This window comes from Caproiciproducens galactitolivorans, from assembly GCF_029266045.1.
Taxonomy (GTDB): domain Bacteria; phylum Bacillota; class Clostridia; order Oscillospirales; family Acutalibacteraceae; genus Caproiciproducens; species Caproiciproducens galactitolivorans.
The window spans coordinates 70,130-91,278 of the sequence record NZ_JAJUFJ010000005.1 but is presented as its reverse complement, the minus strand read 5'-3'; the positions used below and the strand labels follow the sequence as shown (position 1 = coordinate 91,278).

The following is a 21,149-nucleotide window of genomic DNA, read 5'->3' as shown; positions in this document are numbered from 1 at the left end:
AAAATGCAACCGGATATCCATCCGTTCGGCAAAACCGCGTTCATTATAACACTTATTTTTTTCTTTGAAAAGTGATATAATAGTGCAATACATATGGGAAAAATCCCAGAAGAAGGAATACATCGCCTGAAAGGGAGAACAATATGAAGCTGCTTGTACTTGACGGAAACAGCATTTTAAACCGTGCCTTTTACGGCATCCGCCTTTTAACCACGAAGGAGGGCCTTTTTACCAACGGTATTTACGGTTTTCTGACGATGCTGCAAAAACTGAAAAACGATACCAACCCCGACGCGGTTGCCATTGCGTTTGACCTGCGCGCTCCTACCTTCCGCCACAAGGAATACACGGGCTATAAGGCGCAGCGCAAGGGGATGCCCGAGGAGCTTGCCCAGCAGCTTCCGAACCTGAAAGAGCTTTTGCGGCTTCTGGGATACCGCTTGCTGGAATGCGAGGGTTTTGAAGCCGACGATATTCTCGGCACGCTCGCAAAAAAATGCGAGGAAACCGGGGACGAATGCATTCTTGCGACCGGGGATCGCGACAGCCTACAGCTTGTGGGACCCCATGTCACCGTCCGCCTTGCGGCCACGAAATTCGGCCAGCCGCAGGTTACCGTGTATGACGAAGCCAAAATCATGGAGGATTACGGAGTTACGCCGAAGCAGCTGATCGACATTAAGGCGATTCAAGGCGATACCTCCGACAATATCCCCGGCGTGCCGGGTATCGGCCCGAAGGGTGCGGGGGAGCTGATTCAGAAATACCACGATCTGGATACGATTTATGAAAACATTGATACGCTGGATATCCGGGAAAGCATGCGGCAGAAGCTGATTCAGCACAAGGAGACGGCTTACCTGAGCCGCCGGCTTGGAACCATCTGCACCAGCGCGCCCATCGATACGGAAATCGCGCATTATGTTTGCGCCCCGTGCGATAACGACGCTGCCGTCCGCCTGATGGCGAAGCTGGAATTCTTTTCGCTGATTGACAAAATGGGTTTGCGCGCCCCTGCGGTGCCCGCGGAGGTAACAGCCGGAGAATTGGTTCGTGTTGCTGAACATACGGACACCGCGGAGCTTTTAAAGGCCCTGCAAAAAGCGGGCCGGGCTGACTTTATCGCCGATTATCCGGACGGAGTCCTCCGCCTTGCCGTCAATTTCCGGAATCAAATCCACAGGATTGATGATTTGAAATTTATTAAAGCCCTCTGCGCGGACGAAAAAATCAAAAAGAACACCCACGATATCAAGCCGCTTTACGCGAAGCTGGACGCGTTGGGCGTGCCGCTGCGCAATGCCGAGATGGACACCATGCTGGCGGCGTACCTTTTAAACCCGTCCGCTTCCGGCTACGAACCGGCGCGTCTCGCACAGGAATACGGCATCCCGCTGCCGGAGCAGGGGGAGCTTGCCGCCGCCGCAGTACTGCCCGCTTTAACGGACAAGCTGGTGGAAGAAATAGCGAAAAAGAACCAGACGGAGCTTCTGGATAAAATCGAAATGCCGCTCGCCGCGGTGCTTGCGCGCATGGAAAACATCGGTTTCGCGGTGGACGCTGAAGGCATACAGGCTTATGGAGACGTGCTGCAAAAGCAGATCGACGAAATCCAGTCGCAGATTTATGAGGCAGTTGGTTATGAATTTAATATCAATTCCCCCAAGCAGCTCGGCGAAGCGCTGTTTGTAAAGCTGGGGCTGAGCCACGGGAAAAAGACCAAAAGCGGGTATTCCACAGCGGCCGGGATTTTGGAAAACCTGCGCTACGAGCATCCTGCGGTGGAGCTTGTGCTGAACTACCGCAGCATGGCCAAGCTGAAATCCACCTACTGCGAAGGGCTTTTGAAGGTCGTCGCGCCGGACGGGCGAATCCATTCCAGCTTTAACCAGACGGAAACACGGACGGGCCGTATCAGCTCGACCGAGCCGAATTTGCAGAATATCCCCGTGCGGACGGAACTTGGACGCGAAATGCGGCGGTTCTTCGTTGCGCGCAAGGGCTGGGTGCTGGTGGATGCGGATTACTCCCAGATTGAGCTGCGCGTTCTGGCGCATGTGGCAAATGACCGAAATATGATACAGGCATTCCTGAATAACGACGATATTCACCGGAGCACGGCGGCGCAGGTGTTCCATATGCCGGAGGATATGGTTACGCCGATCATGCGCAGCCGCGCAAAGGCGGTCAATTTCGGTATTGTCTACGGCATCAGCGCGTTTTCGCTGGCCAAGGATATCGGCGTTACGCGCAAGGAAGCCGACACCTATATTAGGGATTACCTTTCCCATTATTCGGGAATTAATGAATATATGAAGCGCGTCGTTGCCGAAGCGAAGGAAAACGGCTACGCGGAAACCATGTTCGGCCGCCGCCGCTACCTGCCCGAGCTGACCTCCAGCAATTTCAATATGCGTTCGTTCGGCGAGCGTGTGGCGCGCAATATGCCGATTCAGGGCGCCGCCGCCGACATTATTAAAATCGCCATGATCCGCGTGGAAAACCGTTTGCAAAAAGAAAATATGAAGTCCCGCCTGATTTTACAGGTTCACGACGAGCTGATTGTAGAAGCGCCGCAGGACGAAGCGGAAAAGGCCGCGAAAATCCTGACGGAGGAAATGCAGAGCGCCGCGAGCCTTTCCGTGCCGCTGGTGGCGGAAGCGAAAATCGGCAGGACTTGGTACGAGGCGAAGGCATGACGGTATTTTCCTGCCCGGTCTGCGGCGAACGGCTTGATAAGAAAGAGAAAACCTATGCCTGCCCCAAAGGGCACAGCTACGATATTGCCGCAGAGGGCTATGTCCATCTTCTGCCGCCAAACCGGATGCACTCCAAGTCCCCCGGCGACAACAAGCAGATGGTCGCGGCCCGCCGCCGCTTTCTGGAAGCGGGGTATTACCGGATTTTCAGCGATAAGCTGAACGAACTGGTTCATCGGTACGCGGGGTTGTCCCCGGTGCTTTTGGACGCGGGTTGCGGCGAGGGGTACTACACCGGTAGGCTTTTCGAAAGCCTGCAGAGCCATGGCGGTACGCCGCGGATATTCGGCTTTGATATCTCAAAATGTGCGGTGAAAGCCGCCGCGAAAAAATATAAGGAAATCTCGTTTGCCGTCGGAAGCATTTTCGGGATTCCGGTTGCCGACGGGGCCGTTGACTGCGTAACAGATATTTTTGCACCGATTGTGGAAGACGAGCTTTTCCGCGTGTTAAAGCCCGGAGGAACGCTCATTCTGGCGGTGCCGGGGCGCAGACATCTGTTCGGGTTAAAGGAAATCCTGTACGATGCGCCGTACGAAAACGAATACCGGGAAACCGAATACGCTGGTTTTTCCTTTGTGGAGCGCGTGCCTGTGGAAGGGGATATTCGCTTAGAAAACAACGAAACCATGATGAACTTATTTATGATGACGCCGTACTATTACAAAACCGGCGTGGAAGGCGGCGAACGCCTGCGAAGGGCCGCTGTTCTGGAAACCCATATTGAATTCGACTTTTTAATTTATAAAAAGGTGGGATAGCTGTGCGGGAACGGAAACGGAAGCAAATCGAAAATACCGTTTTCCTCATTCTGATTACAGGGATTGCCATGCTGACGCGCCTGCCGCTGTTCCCGTTCGAGTCGTGCGACTATTATCAGTTTTTACGGGATTGGTACGCCGCGCTGCAGAGCAACGGCGGCTTTGCAGCTGTTGGCATGAGCATCGGGGACTATATGCCGACGTATCTGTACCTTCTTGCCGGCATGACGTATCTGCCGCTTTCCGATCTGGCGGGGATTAAACTGGTTTCCTGTATTGCGGACTTTCTTCTGGCGTATTTCGTGAGGAAGATCGTCAACCTTCACTTTGGGAAAGATGCGTATGGCACAGCCGCTTACGCCGTCATCCTGTTCCTGCCGAGCGTGGTGCTGAATTCCGCGGCATGGGGGCAGTGTGACGCCATATTCACCGCGGCGCTTGCTGCTACCGTTTATTTTCTGATGACGGGGAAGGAAGCGTGCGCCGTAACAGCGTTCGCAGTATCGTTTGTGTTTAAATTGCAGGCGGTGTTCCTGGCTCCGTTCCTTTTCCTGCTGTTCCTGAAACGGCAGATCCGGTTGCGGACGTTCGCTATTATCCCGCTGGTTTACGGGCTTTCCATCCTTCCGGCAGCGCTCTGCGGGCGCAATCTTTGGGAACTGCTTACGGTGTATATCTCCCTGTCCGGAAAGTACAAGATGGTCTCCATGTATCTGCCGAACCTGTACACATGGTTTCCGGAGCATACGCCGGAGTACATTGGCACCGCGGGGGTGTTTTTTGCCGGCGGGCTGGTGCTGCTGTCCCTGTTCTGCCTTTATAAAGGGCAGTTTGCGTTTACGGATGAAATCCTGCTTACGCTGGCTCTTTTTTACGCTTTGTTCGTGCCGTTCGTCCTGCCGCATATGCATGAGCGGTATTATTATCCGGCGGATATCCTGTCGGTTGCGTACGGCTTTTACTTCCCGGAAAAATTTTATGTCCCCGTGTTAACGGTGTTGAGTTCCACCTATGTGGTGTGCCACAACCTTTTCCAAACGGATTTTCTCAGCGTGCAGTTCCTGTCCCTTGTCATGCTGTTCGTGGTGGTTGCGGTGGCAAGGCACCTGTACCTGCAAATTAAAGCGGAAGAGCCGGGGAGGTTTTATGTGCAAGTTTGAAATTGTACCAATGAAAGAGGAACACATCGACTCGCTTGCCCAGATCGAGGCGCTTTGCTTTTCCGATCCGTGGACGCGCGCCGGGCTTCAGGCGGAGCTTTCGAGCGGTACCGCATGCTATGCCGTCGCCCTTTTTCAGGGGAACCCCGTCGGCTGCGCCGGAATGCAGTACGTCTGTGGGGAATGCTATATCGACAAGGTCTGCGTCCATCCGGATTACCGGCGGCAGGGCGCGGCGCAGGCGCTGGTTCGTTCCTTAATGGACTATGCGGTAAGGAACAATGCGGAGTTTATCACCTTGGAAGTGCGACAGGGGAACGCCCCCGCAATCGCACTTTACGAAAAGCTCGGTTTTGCCCCGGCGGGAATCCGGAAAAGGTTTTATTCCCATCCAACGGAGGATGCCGTTCTGATGACAAAGTATTTTAAATAGATAAATTGATCGAATGAATTTAAAAGTAATAAGGGGAAAATAGATTATGCGGATATTAGCACTGGAAAGCTCTTGTGATGAAACCGCCGCCGCGGTGGTTGAGGACGGGAGAAAGGTTTTATCTTCGGTGATTGCCTCGCAGGTCGAGGAACACCGGCTCTACGGCGGCGTTGTGCCGGAAATCGCTTCCCGCCGCCACTGCGAAGCCATTGTCGGCGTTACCCAGAAGGCGCTGGACGACGCGGGGCTTACGCTTGGGGAAATCGACGCGATCGCCGTTACCTACGCGCCCGGGCTGATCGGGGCGCTTTTGGTCGGCGTGAATTTTGCAAAGGGCCTTGCCCTTTCCTCCGGCAAGCCGTTGGTTCCGGTGCATCACCTCCGTTCGCATATCGCCGCGAATTACATCACCTCGCCGGAGCTGGAGCCACCGTTTCTGTGCCTGATCGTTTCCGGGGGGCACAGCCATATTGTGCAGGTTAAGGATTACACCGACCTGCATGTGCTTGCCCGCACGCGCGACGACGCGGCGGGCGAAGCCTTTGACAAGGCCGCGCGCGCAATGGGAATGCCCTATCCGGGAGGCGTGGAAATGGACAAAAGGGCGCAGGGCGGGGATCCGGACGCTTTTAAACTGCCACACCCAACGGTGGACGGTGCGCCCTATGATTTCAGCTTTTCCGGGCTGAAAACCGCCGTCATCAATTTAATCCACAACGCAGAGCAGAAGGGACAGACGCTCCCAGTAGAGGATTTGGCGGCTTCGTTCCGCAAGGCAGTAGTCGATTGCCTTGTGAAAAATTTCGTAAAAGCCGCGCGGGATACCGGAAGCAGGAAGCTTGCCATTGCGGGCGGAGTTTCGGCGAACACCCTGCTCAGAAGCCGGCTGGAACAGGAATGCAGGAACCGTGGCTGGAAATTTTATATGCCGGAGCGGAACTTGTGCGGGGACAACGCGGCCATGGTTGGTTCCCAGGGATTTTACGAGTATATTTCCGGAAATGTTGCAGGATTGGATTTGAACGCCTGCGCCGCAATGGCAGTAGACCAAAACCGATGAGATGCAGGATTCAAATGCAAATTATTCATAAATTTTGCTATTTTTTTAACAATTTTATGATTTTGTAATTGATTAAAATGTATTTATGTATTATAATTAAACCCAAATCCTTAAATTTAAGGTCATTGGACCGGAAGGAGAAATGAGTCATGACAAGCAATAAGTCTGTACTGAACTGGATTGAAGACATGAAAAAGCTGGTCTGTCCGGATAAGCTGGTCTGGATAGACGGCTCCGAAGAGCAGCTGGAAGCCCTTCGCGCAGAGGCCTGCTCAACGGGTGAAATGATTAAGCTGAATCAGGAGAAGCTTCCGGGCTGCTACCTGCACCGTACCGCTGTTAACGACGTTGCCCGCGTGGAGGACAGAACCTTTATCTGCTCCCGCAAAGAAGAGGATGCTGGCCCCACCAACCATTGGAAAGATCCGAAGGAAGCCTACAAAATGCTTTATGACATAGCAAGAGGCAGCTACAAGGGCCGCACCATGTACGTTATTCCGTACTCCATGGGTCCAATCGGTTCCCCTCTTGCGAAAATCGGCGTTGAACTTACCGACTCTATCTATGTTGTTCTGAACATGAGCATAATGGCGCGCGTTGGCCAGAAGGTATGGGATACCCTCGGCGACAGCAACGACTGGGTGCGCGGTCTGCACTGCAAGTGCGATATCGACGCGGAGAAGAGATACATTTGCCACTTCCCGGAGGACAACACCATTATTTCCGTAAACTCCGGCTATGGCGGAAACGTTCTGCTTGGCAAGAAGTGCTTTGCGTTGCGCATTGCTTCCTACCTTGGCAAGAACGAAGGCTGGTTGGCTGAGCATATGCTGATCCTCGGCATTCAGAATCCGAAGGGCGAAATCAAGTACGTTGCCGCTGCGTTCCCGTCTGCCTGCGGCAAGACAAACCTCGCCATGTTGATTCCGCCGGAAAGTTACCGCAAAAAGGGCTACAAGATCTGGACCGTCGGCGACGATATCGCTTGGATGCGTCAGGGCGAGGACGGCAGACTGTACGCGATCAATCCGGAAAACGGTTTCTTCGGCGTTGCGCCGGGTACGAATGAAAAATCCAACCCGAATGCGCTTGCCACCACAAAGAGCGGAACCATCTTCACAAACGTGGCACAGAATCTGGACGACAACACCGTTTGGTGGGAAGGCCTCGACAAGAACCCGCCGAAGAACGCCCTCAACTGGAAGGGCGAGCCTTGGGATGGTACAACCTCCGACCAGAAGGGCGCTCATCCGAACAGCCGCTTTACCGCTCCTGCAAAGAACTGCCCCTGCATCAGCCCCGAATTCGACAAGGGCACGGGCGTTCCGATTTCCGCTATTATCTTCGGCGGCCGCCGTGCACAGACCACTCCGCTTGTTTATCAGTCCCGCGACTGGAACAACGGCGTGTTTGTCGGTTCCATCATGGCCTCTGAAACAACTGCAGCAGCAGCCGGCGCAGTCGGCGTAGTCCGCCGCGACCCGATGGCTATGCTTCCCTTCTGCGGCTACCATATGGGCGACTATTTCAAGCACTGGATTGAAATGGGCAAGAAGCTCGGCGAAAATGCTCCGAAGATCTTCAACGTAAACTGGTTCCGTCTTGACGATGAAGGCCACTTCATTTGGCCGGGCTTTGGCGACAACCTCCGTGTGCTCGAATGGATCCTTGAGCGTTGCGAGGGCAAGGCCGACGCTGTCGAAACCCCGATCGGTTATGTTCCGAAGCCGGAAGACATCAATATCGAAGGCCTTGACATCAGCCTTGACACGCTCAAGAGCATCCTTGAGGTTAACAAGGAGCAGTGGGCGAAAGAAGCGGACGGCATTGAAGAGTTCTATAAGAAGTTTGGTGACAAGCTTCCGCAGGAGCTGCGCGACCAGCTTGCCACTTTGAAGAATAACTTGAAATAAATCCGTTTGCGGCGGCTTCGAAAGAAGCCGCCGCCAGTTTTTTATATTTGCTTTTCGTCCCATTCAAGCCCACGCGGCCTTTATTCCTTTATGGTTTTTTTCGGCAAAATGCGCGAAGAGGTCGTGGCTTTGCAACAAATTGATATAAATCTTGCAGAAAGTATGAATAAACTGTTTCCAAATCAAAAAGTTTGTGTAAATATCCCATTGCGGGATTATGCATAATTCATTATACTATATTTACGGTGATACCCGGCAGACTTTGTCGGGCAATTTTTATTTTAGGAGGAGACAAAATGGCAGACAGTTCAGAGACAGCATACCATCCAAAGGGTGACTTCTTCAATCTAAAGGGCAGTAATACGGATGTAAAAACTGAAGTCGGCGCCGGATTGACCACTTTCTTTGCAATGGCCTACATCATTATTGTTAACCCGAACATGCTTTCACAAACCGGCATGAAATGGGGCGCGGTGTTCCTTGCAACGATTATTGCTTCCGTAATCGGAACCTTGATCATGGGCCTGTTTGCAAATGTTCCCTACGCACAGGCCCCCGGCATGGGCCTGAACGCCTTTTTTGTTTTTACGGTTTGCTTCGGCCTTCATTATAAGTGGCAGGAAGCCTTGGCGATGGTTTTTATCTGCGGCCTTCTCAATATTGCCATTACGGTTACCAAGGTTCGAAAGCTGATCATCAAATCCATCCCGGAAAGCCTTCAGAATGCCATCGGTGGCGGTATCGGCATCTTCATTGCCTATATCGGGGTGAAGAATGCCGGTCTGATTAATTTTACGAGCGACCCGGGAACCTATACCCTGCTCCCGAGCAAAACGGTTGTTGCATCGAGCGCGGCGGTCCCGGCGATTGTAAAGCTGAATTCGCCGGTTGTTTTGCTCGCGCTGTTCGGCCTTGCCCTTACCATCATCCTTCTTGTTAAAAACGTAAAGGGTGCAATTATTATCAGCATTGCGGTAACGACGCTCCTTGGCATCCCGCTCGGAATTACAACGGTCGGCAATACGATGAGCTTCACAGAGGCTTGCTCCCAGCTTCCAGAAACCTTCCTTGCCGCGTTCGGCAATCCCGGCATGGGTTCTCTTTTCGCCGACCCAGCAAAAATCCCGCTTGTTTTAATGACAATTTTCGCTTTTAGCCTTTCCGACACCTTTGATACGATCGGAACCTTTATCGGCACCGGCCGCAAGGCGGGTATCTTCAGCGCGGAAGACCAGAAGGCATTGGAAACCAGCGACGGCTTTAAATCCAAGATGGACAAGGCTCTGTTTGCTGACGCAACGGCAACCTCCATCGGTGCGATTTTCGGTACCTCAAACACAACGACCTATGTGGAAAGCGCGGCGGGCATCGGCTACGGCGGCCGCACCGGCCTTACCAGCGTGGTTGTGGCGGTGCTGTTTATTATCAGCGCGTTTTTCAGCCCGATTATCAGCATCGTCCCATCCGCGGCAACCGCTCCGGTTCTGATTATTGTCGGTATCATGATGCTCAGCTCGTTTAAAGAAATAGAGTGGAACAAGCTGGAGGAAGCGATCCCGGCTTTCTTCGCAAGTATCTTTATGGCTTTCTGCTACAGCATTTCCTACGGCATTGCCGCCGGATTTACGGTTTACTGCATTGTAAAGACTGCCCGCGGGAAAGCCAAAGAGGTTCATCCGATCCTTTGGGTGGCAACTGGACTATTTATACTGAACTTTGTAATTTTGGCGATTATTTCCTGATTTGTTCATCCTATTGTTTTCCTGAATCCGGCACGGAAACCCGCGCTGGTGGAACGCATTATCCAGATAAAAAAAGCGCCGCATTCCGTTGCGGCGCTTTTTCTTTCCTATTCCCACATTCTATGTTATAATTTACCCAATTTCCAAGGATACTCTTAGTTATGCGCTATGCATATTGATATCTATTTGAGGTGAAGTCATGCCAAGATTTTTTATCGATTATGTCCCTGAGGAGATCGCGGTGATTACCGGGGACGACGCCCGCCATATTTCCCGCTCCCTGCGGATGCAGCCGGGGGAAAACCTGATTCTCTGTGACAGCATCGGCACCGATTACAACGCAAGGATTGAAAGAATTTCGGAGAACAGCGTTGAGGTGCGCATTTTGGAATTTTGCCAAAGCGTTGCGGAGCCGAGCGTAAAGGTGACGGTGTATCAGGGGCTGCCCAAGGCGGAAAAAATGGACAGCATCGTGCAGAAGGCGGTGGAAACCGGAGCGGTGAAAATTGTGCCCGTTATGACATCCCGCTGTGTTTCCAGGCCGGATGCAAAGGCGGCGGCAAAGAAAACGGCGCGCTGGCAAAAGATCGCGCTGGAGGCCGCGAAGCAGAGTGGGCGGGGAATTATACCGCAGGTCGGCCCGCTGACCGGTTTCCGGGAAGCCGTCGGGCAGGCCGCGCAGGATGGGGAAATTATCCTGTTTTTCGAGGGCGGCGGGAAAAGCATTGCGGAGCTTGTTACCCGCGAAACGCGGGAACTGGCGGTATTTATCGGGCCAGAGGGTGGCTTTGAACAGGCAGAGGTGGACTTTGCCGAACAGAACGGGGCGAAGATCGGTACGTTGGGCGCGCGGATTCTCCGCACGGAAACCGCGCCGATCGCGGCGCTTGCCGCCATTATGCTTGCATCCGGGAATATGTAGGAGGGACTTATGAAATACGAATGGACGGACAGCTATTGCCTTTCAAAACCCGGTGCGGAGAAAGATTATAAATTGGAATGGGACGCGACCCGCTATATGATCCGGGGAAAAATGTTCGCCATGCAGGGCGGCGATAGAGAGGGGAAACCGATTCTCACGATCAAGCTGGAACCCTTTTTTGGCGCATTTCTGTGTGGCCGATATAAGGACATTGTGCCGGGCTATTATATGAATAAGGAGTATTGGGTATCGCTGTATTTGGACGGGGATGTGCCGGACGAAACCGTTCGGGAAATGCTTGACCAGGCGTACCGGCTCGTGCTGGAATCGTTCAGTAAAAAGATACAGAAGGAAATTTGCTCTTAACCGTTGAGAATCGAGGGAAATTATGCAGACGGCGTTCATTACCGGAGCCTCTCGCGGCATTGGCAGGGCTATTGCGAAAAAACTCGCCGAGGACGGCTTCCGGGTCATTGTTAATTACTATGCTTCCGAAAAAGAGGCGAAAAATTTAATAAATGAGTTAAATAATACTTATAGTATAGAATGTGTCGCATTGCAGGGGGATGTGTCGAACCGGGTGCAGGTGGAAGCAATGTTTCAGCAAGCTGGCGGGGTGGATGTGCTGGTAAACAACGCGGGCATTGCGCAGCAGAAACTTTTTACCGACCTGACCGAACGCGACTGGGATAGGATGTTTGACATAAACGTGAAGGGAATGTTCCATTGCTGCCAGTACGCGCTCCCTTATATGATTCATCAGAAGCGCGGGAAAATCATCAATATTTCCTCTATGTGGGGGCAGGTGGGCGCTTCCTGCGAGGTGCACTACTCTGCGGCCAAAGCGGCGGTGATCGGCCTGACGAAAGCGCTGGCAAAGGAGCTCGGCCCGTCCGGCATACAGGTCAACTGCGTAGCGCCGGGCGTCATTCAGACCGACATGAACGCTTCCCTTGATGTGGAGACCATCAAAGAACTGAAAGAGGAAACGCCGTTGGGCGCAATCGGCACGCCGGAGGACGTCGCCAATGCCGTCCGCTTTTTAGCGGGGGAGCAGTCGGACTTCATCACCGGGCAGGTTTTCGGCGTAAACGGTGGGCTGATTATTTAAAGCGGAGAAAATAACGATTTCACAATAAGAATTACAAAGCTGTCAGAATTCTAGACATTTTTCCCATGCCCCTTATAATAAATATAAGTTAAATGGAAATGAAAGGAAGAATGTTATGAGAAAGTGGGCAATGTCCGCTGTTGCCTTTTTGCTGACGGTAAGCATCTGCTTTTCAGGGTGTTCCTCAGCGCCAACAGCCGCGAAGACCGGGGATTCCGGAAAACCGGCAAAAGCGGCGAACGCGTTTTCGCAGAAAACGGAAGTAATGGTCAAAACAGAGGACGACGTACAGATACAAACCGCCATACCGGTTTATTCGGGCTTTTCCGCCGCAGAGAAGCTGAACAAGGAAATTCGGAAAATATCGGTGGACGGGATCGCCGAAGTAAAGGAAATGGGCAAGGATTTAGGCGATTCCGCGGCCGAAAAGCATCTGTACTTTACAAGCTTTTTCGACAGCTTTTTGGACGGGGACGTTCTTTCCGTGTGGATTTACAGCGAGAATTATACGGGCGGGGCGCACGGTTTCCGCTGGCTCCGCACCTTTAATGTGAATACCAAAACCGGGGAAACCTACGAAACGCCGGGCGCTCTGTTTAAGGACCCGCAGGCCGGAACCAAGCTGATTACCGATAAAATCCTTGCGGACATTCAAAGGCATCCGGAGCTGTATTTCCCCGAAGCCGCGCAGACGGTAAAGGATTTGAACGGAAAATATTCCTTCTATCTGGACGGGCAGAATTTGGTTGTTTATTTCCAGTTGTATGATATTGCCCCCTACGCCGCGGGGATTCAGGAGTTTAAATTCCCGCTGAAGGATTTGCAGACGAAAATCCCGCTGGGCGGGCATAAGAGGGGCGACATCCGTTTGAACGGGGAGGATATTTCCTTTGCGGCGAAAGTGGTATCCAATGATAACGGCGAATTCCTGCCGCTGGAGGATACGGCCAAAGCACTCGGTCTTACCGTAACCCAGATGGACGGGAAATATACTGTGAACGGTAAAGCGGTGAAGCCGGTTATGATGGATGGTACGGCGTATCTGCCGCTGATGACGTTCAATGATCTTTTGAAGGAATTCGGGGTAAAGGGCTTTGCTTTATTCGACGGCCAAATCCTGCGGATGTTTCTGGACAATAACACAGGCAAGGAGATCGCATTGGGATACCGGAAGGAAAATCCCTCCGGCAGCGCCCAAAGCAGTTCCTCCCAGACAGTCAAGCCGGAGGATAAGAAGTGAAAAAGATCGGATCATAAAAGCCTTTGACCAGCTCAAGGAGCGATCCGTGCCGTAAGGAGAAACGGGCAAACAGAAAGGAGAAGGAAATGGGAAACAGAACGATACGAAGATTTTCCGCGGTGCTGGTCAGCGCCGCCGTACTCTTGGGCGTATTTGCTGCGTGCGCCAGTTCGACCCCGAGCAGCGCGCCTCCCAAAACCTCGTTGGCAATAGGTGGGCGCAATACCTCCGCCGCCGGCATGGCGGATGGAGCAGTAAAGTCGGAGGCGCAGGAAACCGCAGCCGAGTCCCCTTCTTCCCAAGCCGCTTCCCAGGCAAGGAAAGCTGCCGGCAAGGAGAAAATTATCGAACAGTTGTCCTATCAGATTGAAACCCTGGAATTCGACGAATCCATAAAGAAAATTCAAAGCCTGTGCAGTAAAATGGGCGGCTATGTGCAGGATTCCAGCGTATTCGGGAACAGTCTGGTGCAGAAGGACCTGCGCAGCGCTAATTATGTTCTCCGGATACCGCAGGAAAAGCTCGTTCCGTTTAAAAACAGCGCGGGTTCCATCGGCAATATCCTGAATTTCTCCTCTTCTAGCGAGAATATAAGCGAAAAATACTATGATACGGAAGCTCGGTTGAAAAGCCTTCGTACCCAGCAGGAACGGCTTCTCGCGCTGATGCAAAAATCCGGTTCGCTTGCCGATGTGGTTGCGCTGGAAAAAGCGCTTGCCGATGTGAATTACCAGATTGAAGAGTTAACCGGGACGCTCCGCAAGTATGACTCGCTGATCGATTACAGTACGGTCAATATCCAGTTGAACGAGGTTGTCAAGCCGACGGAGCTGGAGAAAACGCCGGTGAGCGTCGGGGATAAAATCCAGAAGCAGTTTAAGGATTCCCTCCGCGCGCTCGGCGGATTCGGCGAAGGCGTTTTGGTATTCCTTATCGGCGGTTCCCCTATTTTGCTGCCCCTTGTTCTGATTGCCATCGTCGTGGCTTTTCTTATCCGCAAAAAGAGGAAACAGGCGAAAAAGGAAAATAAACAGCCGGTGGCGCCGCTTTTAACGAAAAGTCTCTCTGACGAAAAGAAGGAAGAACCGGAAAATAAAACATAAGCAAACTAAGAACGCCTCCCCGATTGGGGAGGCGTTCAAAATTTAATTCTTAAAATTCAATTTTCTTTTCGATATAAGCGGCGAGTTCATCGATTGCGATACGTTCCTGCTGCATGGTGTCGCGGTCGCGGACGGTTACGCAGCCGTCTTCTTCGCTCTGGAAATCGTACGTAATGCAGAACGGCGTGCCGATTTCGTCCTGGCGGCGGTAGCGCTTGCCGATGGAACCGGAATCGTCGTAATCAACCATGAATTTTTTGGTAAGCCTTGCGTAAATCTCCTGCGCCTTGCCGTTGAGTTTCTTGGAAAGCGGAAGTACCGCGGCCTTGTAAGGAGCAAGCGCCGGGTGCAGGCGGAGGACGACTCGTGTATCCTTTTCGTCAATCTGTTCCTCATCGTACGCGTCGCAGAGGAATGCCAGCGCAACGCGGTCCGCGCCGAGTGAGGGCTCTACAACATAAGGGATATAGCGCTCGTTTGTTTCAGGATCAAAGTATTCCAGGCTCTTGCCGGAATGCTCCTGATGCTGTGTCAGATCGTAATTGGTGCGGTCGGCAATGCCCCAAAGCTCGCCCCAGCCGAACGGGAACAGGAATTCAATGTCGGTGGTCGCTTTAGAATAGAAGGAAAGCTCCTCCTTCTCGTGGTCACGCATGCGAATATTTTCTTCGGTCATGCCGAGACTTAGAAGCCATTTTTTGCAATATTCCTTCCAGTAATAGAACCAGTCGAGGTCGGTGTCTGGCTTGCAGAAAAATTCCAGCTCCATCTGCTCGAATTCGCGCGTACGGAAGGTAAAGTTGCCCGGTGTAATTTCATTGCGAAAGCTTTTGCCGATCTGCGCAACGCCGAAGGGGAGCTTGCGGCGGGTCGTGCGCTGGATATTGGCAAAGTTCACGAAGATGCCCTGCGCGGTTTCCGGGCGCAGGTAAAGCTCGTTTTTCGCGTCCTCCGTTACGCCCTGAAAGGTTTTGAACATCAGGTTGAATTTGCGGATATCGGTGAAATTCGCGGATCCGCATTCCGGGCATTTGATGTTATGTTCCCGGATGTATGCCGCCATTTGCCCGAAGGTCATGCCGTTCGGGTCACCGCCGGCGTCTTCAATCAGCTTATCCGCGCGGTGGCGGGTTTTGCAGTCGCGGCAGTCCATCAGCGGGTCGGAAAAACCGCCCACGTGGCCGGAAGCAACCCAAACCTGGGGGTTCATTAAAATTGCGCTGTCCAGCCCGACATTGTACTGGCTTTCCTGCACGAACTTTTTCAGCCACGCGCGTTTTACGTTATTTTTAAACTCCACGCCGAGTGGGCCGTAGTCCCATGTGTTTGACAATCCGCCGTAAATTTCGCTTCCCGAGTATACAAACCCGCGGTTTTTGCAAAGGCCGACGATTTTTTCCATGGTTTTCTCTGTTGCCAACATGTTCTTTCCTCCATAATCAGGGGCGCTGGCTGCGCTCCATTATTTTTTAAAGATAAACCATTTGCTCAGCACGTAATTGATGATGACTACGATCACATTCATGATGATTTTGGCTATCCAGTCGTTCCACGACAGTACGGTGACCATCAGGTACATGCCCAACGAATCCACGGCGAGCGAAAACAGGCGCGCGCCTACAAAGGAGGCAAGCTCGCGCATGAGCAGGCCCGCGGCAAAGCTTTTGCTTTGGAACACATAAAGCTTGTTGGTAATAAACGCAAAGGCAACCGACAAGATCCATGCGATCGTATTGGCGGTAAGCACATCCCACTGGCTGTTCCAATGGATAACCGGGCGCAGAAGGCCGTAGCTTACAATGTTCACAATAGTCGTAAGCACGCCGAAAACAATATAGGAAATCATTTCCGGTGTTGTGAGAAAGCGCCAGAGTTTTTTTAGCTTATCCAAATAACTGCACCGCCATTTCCAGTATCTTTATAGTTTACCATTCCGCGGCTTAGCTTGCAAGAGAATTGTTTTCAAACGGAGGGATTTTCTATTCTTATTCGCTATATATGATATAAAATGCGCGTTAAGCCTGTCAAGGGAAACGAAAACCCGCATGTTTTGCGGCTGCCGGGGGTATTTTCCAAATTTCCGTTTAATTTCCAACAAAATTCATTGCTTTTTCACATTTGTTTATTATAATAAATACAAATTTTAAATTGTCGATGAACGGGCTTTCATAAGACTATGAATTTAGGAGGAACCTCTATGAAGAAAATTGCGGCTGTATTCCTTTCCGCGGCGCTTATTTTTACCGCCTTCCCGGTTACGGTCCGCGCATATTCTAGTGACACGCAGGTTATTGACACGCATGGTTCTAAAACCTATATGGGAACTGAGGAAAGCTGGAGTGAAAAATGGGATTCCAGCAACTTTACCGATGTTACTGGGGAAGATGTCGATAGCTCGGAGGATCTGATAATTAAGGGCGGCAAGATTGGCAACGTAACTATCAGCGACGGTCGGAGCCTGACGATCAAGGGCGGAGTTATGGACGATGTGGACTGCGAAGGCGATATCACCATGACCGGCGGTACGGCGGATTCCCTGAATTCCGACGAGGATATTAAGATGAGCGGCGGAAAGGTTTCCGGCAACGTAACAGCCGAGGACGATACGGTGACGCTGTCCGGCAGCGCTGTGGTCGGCGGCGATGTATCCGGCAGGGAAGTGGAAATTTTCTCGACCGGTGGCAGTTCGGTTTCTGTTTCCGGGACAACCGAATTTTCAGACAGTATGCTCTTGCAGGGCGCAGGCTGCAATCTTAATAAAATTGACGGCCAAATATCCGGCACACTAACGTTCCGGAATTTTAGGGGAAGCGTTTCTTCCATAAGCAACGTGATCAATGTGTCGGTGGAATCCCAGAGTACGGTAACCGCCAAGGGCGATGTGGAATTTGATACGCTGTCTGTTGAGGGAAATTCCACTTTTGTCGCTAATTCGCTGGTTACGGTCAACACGCTTCAGGGGCCGGGCGCGGTGATTTCCAATCCCGGAAACCTTACCGTTAATACGGGAATGTCCAGTTACCCGATCCTCGGCTTTAACGGGAATGAAAAGGACGGATTAACCGTATTTAAGGCTAAAGCAAACGCGGTTGCCGAAACGCAGGCTACGGTTTTCGGGTATAACCTGTACTTAGACCGCACCGAAGGCAGTTACGATTATTTTACATTAAAATCTGTATCCGGGGAAAGCGTCACGCTGAACACAACTTCCTTTAGCCTTGGCAACGGCAAGCAGGCTTCGCTGACCGCCTCGATTCCGTCGAGCGCCGCCTCTTTGGGCTATAAGCTGTGCTGGAAGCTTTTGGACCCCTCCGGAAAGTTTTCCATTTCACAGGATTCCGGCAGTAACGTCTGTCGGGTGTATTTGGAGGATACAGCGGGAACCACCATTTATAAAGCGACGCTGGCGGCCTATTTAACAGACAGCTACGGCAATATTGTTCCCGGGGTAAAGGCGGCGGTTTGTTCCATAACGTCCACCGGGACTTCGGACTCCGGTACGATAAACGGCTTAAGGCTTGATACGACTACGGTAAAAATACCGGTCGGTGGTACCTATAAGGTGCTGGCAATTACCGACGCGCAGGTTCCGCCAAAGCAGATGTCGTATAACTCGGCAATAGCGCTGGTGGGGAAAGCCACCTATTACAATGCCAACGGCAAAAAAGGCTGGCTTTATCCGGTGAAGGCGATTGCGAAGGGTGGCGTAACAATCGATATCGGCGGACTGAAAATGCTGATGACCGTTGTTTGACAAAACAGACCGGCAGCGGGCAGGCGGCTGTCCGCAAAAAGGCACAGTAATATATTTTTCCGGTAACTTACCGAATACAAGTGGTTGAAGAAGTTTAAGGCCGAAATCGTCGACCATCTGGATCACTACAACATCCGCTGTATCAAACGGAAGGGCTTGCCGCCTGTTTTACACAGACGACAAGCCCTTTCAGTTCTTCGACGCGCTGCGTGCGCCATCCCCCTGTGAGGAAGGCAGAGGATTAAGCTTTGCCGACGCTGCCGCAAACCTGAATTTTGGCTTTTACCAGTTCCTTTACGGCAATGCGGGCGGGATTCAGGTATTTTTTGGGGTCAAAATCATTCGGGTGCTCCGCCATATGCGCTTTGATGGCGTCAGTAAACGCAATGCGCAGTTCGGTGGCAAAGTTGATTTTGGACATGCCCTTTTCTACGCCTTCGCGCAGAGCGTCGTCGGAAAGTCCGGAAGCGCCGTGCAGGACCAGCGGAATGGGGACAACCTTCTTGATTAGCGTAGCACGGTTAAAGTCCAACACAGGCTTTTTGGCGTAGATGCCGTGCGCAGTACCGATGGCCACAGCCAAGGAGGAAATTCCGGTGCGGTTTGCAAAATCCGCCGCCTGGTCGGGGACGGTGTACTCGTTCCCGTCGCTTTCGGTGTCGTCTTCCTTTCCGCCGACTTTTCCCAGCTCGGATTCGACCGGGATACCGAAATTGTCGGCGTAATCGCGTACCTTCTGGGTAACGCGGATATTTTCTTCATAGGGCAGGGCGGAACCGTCGATCATGACGGAGGTGTAGCCGCTGTCAATGCACTGCTTTGCCAGTTCAAAGCTCGCGCCGTGGTCAAGATGAATGGCTACCGGCACACTAACGGATTCAGCGGCTGCCTTTGCAAGAGCTGCAAAATAGGCGGGTGAGAAATATTTTAAGGTAGAGGATGTCGTCTGAATAATGACGGGAGCTTTCAGTTCCTCCGCTGCTTTGACTATGGCCCAGACCATTTCGGCGTTTTCTGCGTTGAAAGCGCCGACAGCGTATCCGCCTTCTCTGGCGTCGTTCAGCATTTTTTTCGTAGTTACCAGCATGATTTTTCTCCTGTTATTTTAGTGTAATGAAGGCGTTCAGCCCGGTTGGTGCGTCGGGGTTTCCTCCGTTGGCAAGGGCCTTGGCAAGGGCGATCATCTGCATGGTGTAGATGAACGGTATACCGTAAACTTCGAAACGGTTGATGCCGCTGATGGAAATGTGAAGGTCGGATCCGTAAACATTGTTCTGCTCGGAACCGAAGGTGACCACGGTACCGTTGTGCTTCTTTACGTCGTCTATCATGTCGTGCTGATAGGAGTTCTCATTGGGTTGTACGGCAAAGATGGTGAGGGTCTTGGGACCGTTCAGCACCTTGGGTCCGTGACGATAATCGAGCATATTGAAGTACTTGCCGGGGGTGAGGGCAATTTCGGTAAAAGCAAGAGCGCCTTCCTCCGCAATGCCGCAAAGTACGCCGTCAGCAAGGACGACGACGTCTTCAAAGTCCTTTTTGCCGATGGTTTCCAGTTCCGCGCGGTATTTGTTCATGTGGTCCTTGTTCTGGTCAATCGCGGTTTTGACTTCTGCCTTCAGCTCGTCGTCGCCGTAGCAGATTGCGTTAATCAGCAGACCGGCAGTATACAAATTCGTGACAGAACGGGTTTGGCAGACGCTGTTGTCGTAAGCCCAGGGAAGGACGACGGTCAGGTCGGAAAGTGCCTCAAGAGCGCTGCTTTCCTTCATGGTAACGGACATGACCTTTACGTTTGAGGCCTTTTTCATGTGCTCGACAGCACGGACAATTTCCGTGGTTGTCCCAGAACGGGATAATACTAGCACAATGCTGTTTTCAATCGTATGGGCGTAGGTGCTGGGATTGACAAGGTAGTCGCCGCCCGCAAGCGCAACAGCGGAAGTGTTTGGGCGGGTGATAAACAGACGCTCGTTGCTCTTAGAGAGCATATAGCTGGAACCGCAGCCCAGGAATACAAACTTCCGCTGTGTGTTTTCACGGAAGAAATTCCGGATTTCATCTTCCTGCTTCAGAATCTGCGCATAGGTTTTATCAAGGGCTTCTTTCGTTGCCATGATTTCCTGTTCTGTTAAATACATTGTTTTTACCTCACTATCTGTTTTTTATTTTTGGGTAACCGACGGAAAATCCGCCGGGTTGAACTTAAAGAAGCACGGGAGCGCAGCTCCCATAACCGTAGAAAGCTGAGACTTAACCAGTCGGCTGCCGAGCGCGTGAGTCTGTTCTTCAAAGGGCGGTAAAATCAATCATCCGCTTTAAAATGACCGCGGTTTTGGTTCCGACTCCGAGATCATATTTCATAGGTACTGCCTCTTTACAAAAACTTGTTATAACATTATAATAAGATTAACAAGAGAGAATGTCAATACACAAGAATAAATAAGGGTGTGAAAAAATGTTGGACGAAAATAGTGCAGTTCCTCTTTACCGCCAGCTTCAGAATATCTTTCAGAATAATATTGAAAGCGGAGTGTGGCCGGCGGAGGAGAAGCTCCCCACCGAGTCCGAACTTTGTCGGCAGTACGGGGTCAGCCGCATGACGGTCCGCCTGGCGCTGGAGGGACTGAAGACAAAGGGGCTGATCTACCGCAAACAGGGCAAAGGTTCCTATGTTCTTCAGCCAAAGGTGGAGCAGGAACTGTCGTCCTTTTACAGCTTCGGAAATAATATGCCAGATCATGGTCATACCATCACCAATAAGCTGATTTCCTTTGAAAAGGTAACCTCGCAGATTGCGGCGGAGGCACTTCGACTTCCGGAGAATGAGGAGCTTTTCTGCGTACAGCGGCTCCGTAGTGCGGACAGCACACCGTTCGCGCTGGAGAAATCCTACATTCCCTGCAAGATCTGCCCGAATCTTACCGGCGAGCTTGTTATAGAAAAGGGATTGTATAATGCGCTGCATCTCCTGGCGGGAATCACGCCAAACGCCGCAAAAGAATCGTTTGAAGCGGTGCTGATGAGCAAAAAACAGGCGGAAGCTCTGCAAACGGCGGGAAACCAGCCCGCGCTGCATGTGGAGCGCGTGACCAGCGCCGGCGGCATCCTTGTGGAGTACTGCGACAGTATCGTCCGCGGCGACCGTCTGAAATACAATATCATTCTAAGATAAGAAAAATAGGAGAGAA

At 52.0% G+C, this 21,149-nt stretch carries 18 protein-coding genes; 14 read left to right on the top strand and 4 right to left on the bottom strand.

The genetic code is table 11. The features are described 5' to 3' along the window. Positions 1-143: 143 nt before the first annotated feature. The 12 genes from polA (at position 144) to P9B68_RS05525 (ending at position 14,204) form a co-directional block, all read left to right on the top strand. Positions 144-2,699, top strand: a complete 2,556-nt coding sequence (gene polA, locus P9B68_RS05580; RefSeq protein WP_277668626.1) for a DNA polymerase I — start codon at positions 144-146, stop codon at positions 2,697-2,699. Then, positions 2,696-3,520, top strand: a complete 825-nt coding sequence (locus P9B68_RS05575) for a putative RNA methyltransferase (RefSeq protein WP_135659564.1) — start codon at positions 2,696-2,698, stop codon at positions 3,518-3,520. Before polA ends, P9B68_RS05575 begins: the two co-directional genes overlap by 4 nt. Positions 3,521-3,522: 2 nt before the next feature. After that, positions 3,523-4,680: a hypothetical protein gene (locus P9B68_RS05570; RefSeq protein WP_277668625.1), complete on the top strand. Its 1,158-nt coding sequence runs from the start codon at positions 3,523-3,525 to the stop codon at positions 4,678-4,680. Continuing rightward, positions 4,667-5,113: a ribosomal protein S18-alanine N-acetyltransferase gene (gene rimI, locus P9B68_RS05565; RefSeq protein ID WP_167875183.1), complete on the top strand. Its 447-nt coding sequence runs from the start codon at positions 4,667-4,669 to the stop codon at positions 5,111-5,113. Before P9B68_RS05570 ends, rimI begins: the two co-directional genes overlap by 14 nt. A 46-nt stretch (positions 5,114-5,159) precedes the next feature. Beyond that, positions 5,160-6,173: a tRNA (adenosine(37)-N6)-threonylcarbamoyltransferase complex transferase subunit TsaD gene (tsaD, locus tag P9B68_RS05560; protein ID WP_277668624.1), complete on the top strand. Its 1,014-nt coding sequence runs from the start codon at positions 5,160-5,162 to the stop codon at positions 6,171-6,173. A 149-nt stretch (positions 6,174-6,322) separates the two neighbouring features. Then, positions 6,323-8,086, top strand: coding sequence for a phosphoenolpyruvate carboxykinase (GTP) (locus tag P9B68_RS05555; RefSeq protein ID WP_135659570.1), 1,764 nt, complete (start codon positions 6,323-6,325; stop codon positions 8,084-8,086). Positions 8,087-8,382: 296 nt separating this feature from the next. Then, complete coding sequence (locus P9B68_RS05550; protein WP_135659572.1) at positions 8,383-9,828, top strand: NCS2 family permease; 1,446 nt, start codon at positions 8,383-8,385, stop codon at positions 9,826-9,828. 199 nt (positions 9,829-10,027) lie between these two features. After that, the gene (locus P9B68_RS05545; protein ID WP_135659574.1) at positions 10,028-10,750 is read left to right on the top strand and encodes a 16S rRNA (uracil(1498)-N(3))-methyltransferase; all 723 of its coding nucleotides are present in this window, start codon (positions 10,028-10,030) and stop codon (positions 10,748-10,750) included. 9 nt (positions 10,751-10,759) lie between these two features. Beyond that, complete coding sequence (locus P9B68_RS05540; protein ID WP_277668623.1) at positions 10,760-11,116, top strand: MmcQ/YjbR family DNA-binding protein; 357 nt, start codon at positions 10,760-10,762, stop codon at positions 11,114-11,116. A 22-nt stretch (positions 11,117-11,138) separates the two neighbouring features. Next, the gene (gene ymfI, locus P9B68_RS05535) at positions 11,139-11,861 is read left to right on the top strand and encodes an elongation factor P 5-aminopentanone reductase (protein WP_135659578.1); all 723 of its coding nucleotides are present in this window, start codon (positions 11,139-11,141) and stop codon (positions 11,859-11,861) included. A gap of 115 nt (positions 11,862-11,976) precedes the next feature. Further along, positions 11,977-13,101 (top strand): DUF3298 and DUF4163 domain-containing protein, encoded by a 1,125-nt coding sequence (locus P9B68_RS05530; RefSeq protein WP_277668622.1) that lies wholly within the window; start codon positions 11,977-11,979, stop codon positions 13,099-13,101. 86 nt (positions 13,102-13,187) lie between these two features. After that, complete coding sequence (locus P9B68_RS05525) at positions 13,188-14,204, top strand: DUF4349 domain-containing protein (RefSeq protein ID WP_277668621.1); 1,017 nt, start codon at positions 13,188-13,190, stop codon at positions 14,202-14,204. Positions 14,205-14,253: 49 nt separating this feature from the next. Here the strand turns inward: P9B68_RS05525 and P9B68_RS05520 are convergent, their stop codons facing one another. Together P9B68_RS05520 and P9B68_RS05515 are read right to left on the bottom strand one after the other, a co-directional pair. Then, a complete protein-coding gene (locus P9B68_RS05520; protein ID WP_135659584.1) occupies positions 14,254-15,627 on the bottom strand; it encodes a glycine--tRNA ligase in 1,374 nt (457 codons plus the stop codon). Between the two features lie 39 nt (positions 15,628-15,666). Continuing rightward, positions 15,667-16,095, bottom strand: a complete 429-nt coding sequence (locus P9B68_RS05515; protein ID WP_135659586.1) for a GtrA family protein — start codon at positions 16,093-16,095, stop codon at positions 15,667-15,669. A 306-nt stretch (positions 16,096-16,401) separates the two neighbouring features. On the opposite strand from P9B68_RS05515, the gene P9B68_RS05510 reads away from it, so the two are divergent. Next, complete coding sequence (locus tag P9B68_RS05510) at positions 16,402-17,958, top strand: bactofilin family protein (RefSeq protein ID WP_135659588.1); 1,557 nt, start codon at positions 16,402-16,404, stop codon at positions 17,956-17,958. 241 nt (positions 17,959-18,199) lie between these two features. On the opposite strand, the gene P9B68_RS05505 is transcribed toward P9B68_RS05510, so the two are convergent. Beyond that, positions 18,200-19,045: a class II fructose-bisphosphate aldolase gene (locus P9B68_RS05505; RefSeq protein ID WP_462675522.1), complete on the bottom strand. Its 846-nt coding sequence runs from the start codon at positions 19,043-19,045 to the stop codon at positions 18,200-18,202. 13 nt (positions 19,046-19,058) lie between these two features. Next, positions 19,059-20,099 carry an SIS domain-containing protein gene (locus P9B68_RS05500; RefSeq protein ID WP_135659600.1) on the bottom strand — a complete coding sequence of 347 codons (1,041 nt, stop codon included), beginning with the start codon at positions 20,097-20,099 and terminating at the stop codon, positions 19,059-19,061. 317 nt (positions 20,100-20,416) lie between these two features. Between P9B68_RS05500 and P9B68_RS05495 the strand changes: the two genes are divergently transcribed. Then, positions 20,417-21,133, top strand: coding sequence for a GntR family transcriptional regulator (locus P9B68_RS05495; protein WP_135659603.1), 717 nt, complete (start codon positions 20,417-20,419; stop codon positions 21,131-21,133). Positions 21,134-21,149: the final 16 nt, after the last annotated feature.

Coding starts and splice junctions, on each gene's coding strand:
- P9B68_RS05555 (WP_135659570.1), top strand. CDS start 6,323: ATGACAAGCAATAAGTCTGTACTGAACTGGATTGAAGACATGAAAAAG.
- P9B68_RS05505 (WP_462675522.1), bottom strand. CDS start 19,045: ATGCTGGTAACTACGAAAAAAATGCTGAACGACGCCAGAGAAGGCGGA.
- P9B68_RS05500 (WP_135659600.1), bottom strand. CDS start 20,099: ATGTATTTAACAGAACAGGAAATCATGGCAACGAAAGAAGCCCTTGAT.
- P9B68_RS05530 (WP_277668622.1), top strand. CDS start 11,977: ATGAGAAAGTGGGCAATGTCCGCTGTTGCCTTTTTGCTGACGGTAAGC.
- P9B68_RS05510 (WP_135659588.1), top strand. CDS start 16,402: ATGAAGAAAATTGCGGCTGTATTCCTTTCCGCGGCGCTTATTTTTACC.
- P9B68_RS05520 (WP_135659584.1), bottom strand. CDS start 15,627: ATGTTGGCAACAGAGAAAACCATGGAAAAAATCGTCGGCCTTTGCAAA.
- tsaD (WP_277668624.1), top strand. CDS start 5,160: ATGCGGATATTAGCACTGGAAAGCTCTTGTGATGAAACCGCCGCCGCG.
- rimI (WP_167875183.1), top strand. CDS start 4,667: ATGTGCAAGTTTGAAATTGTACCAATGAAAGAGGAACACATCGACTCG.
- polA (WP_277668626.1), top strand. CDS start 144: ATGAAGCTGCTTGTACTTGACGGAAACAGCATTTTAAACCGTGCCTTT.
- P9B68_RS05575 (WP_135659564.1), top strand. CDS start 2,696: ATGACGGTATTTTCCTGCCCGGTCTGCGGCGAACGGCTTGATAAGAAA.
- P9B68_RS05525 (WP_277668621.1), top strand. CDS start 13,188: ATGGGAAACAGAACGATACGAAGATTTTCCGCGGTGCTGGTCAGCGCC.
- P9B68_RS05545 (WP_135659574.1), top strand. CDS start 10,028: ATGCCAAGATTTTTTATCGATTATGTCCCTGAGGAGATCGCGGTGATT.
- ymfI (WP_135659578.1), top strand. CDS start 11,139: ATGCAGACGGCGTTCATTACCGGAGCCTCTCGCGGCATTGGCAGGGCT.
- P9B68_RS05495 (WP_135659603.1), top strand. CDS start 20,417: ATGTTGGACGAAAATAGTGCAGTTCCTCTTTACCGCCAGCTTCAGAAT.
- P9B68_RS05540 (WP_277668623.1), top strand. CDS start 10,760: ATGAAATACGAATGGACGGACAGCTATTGCCTTTCAAAACCCGGTGCG.
- P9B68_RS05550 (WP_135659572.1), top strand. CDS start 8,383: ATGGCAGACAGTTCAGAGACAGCATACCATCCAAAGGGTGACTTCTTC.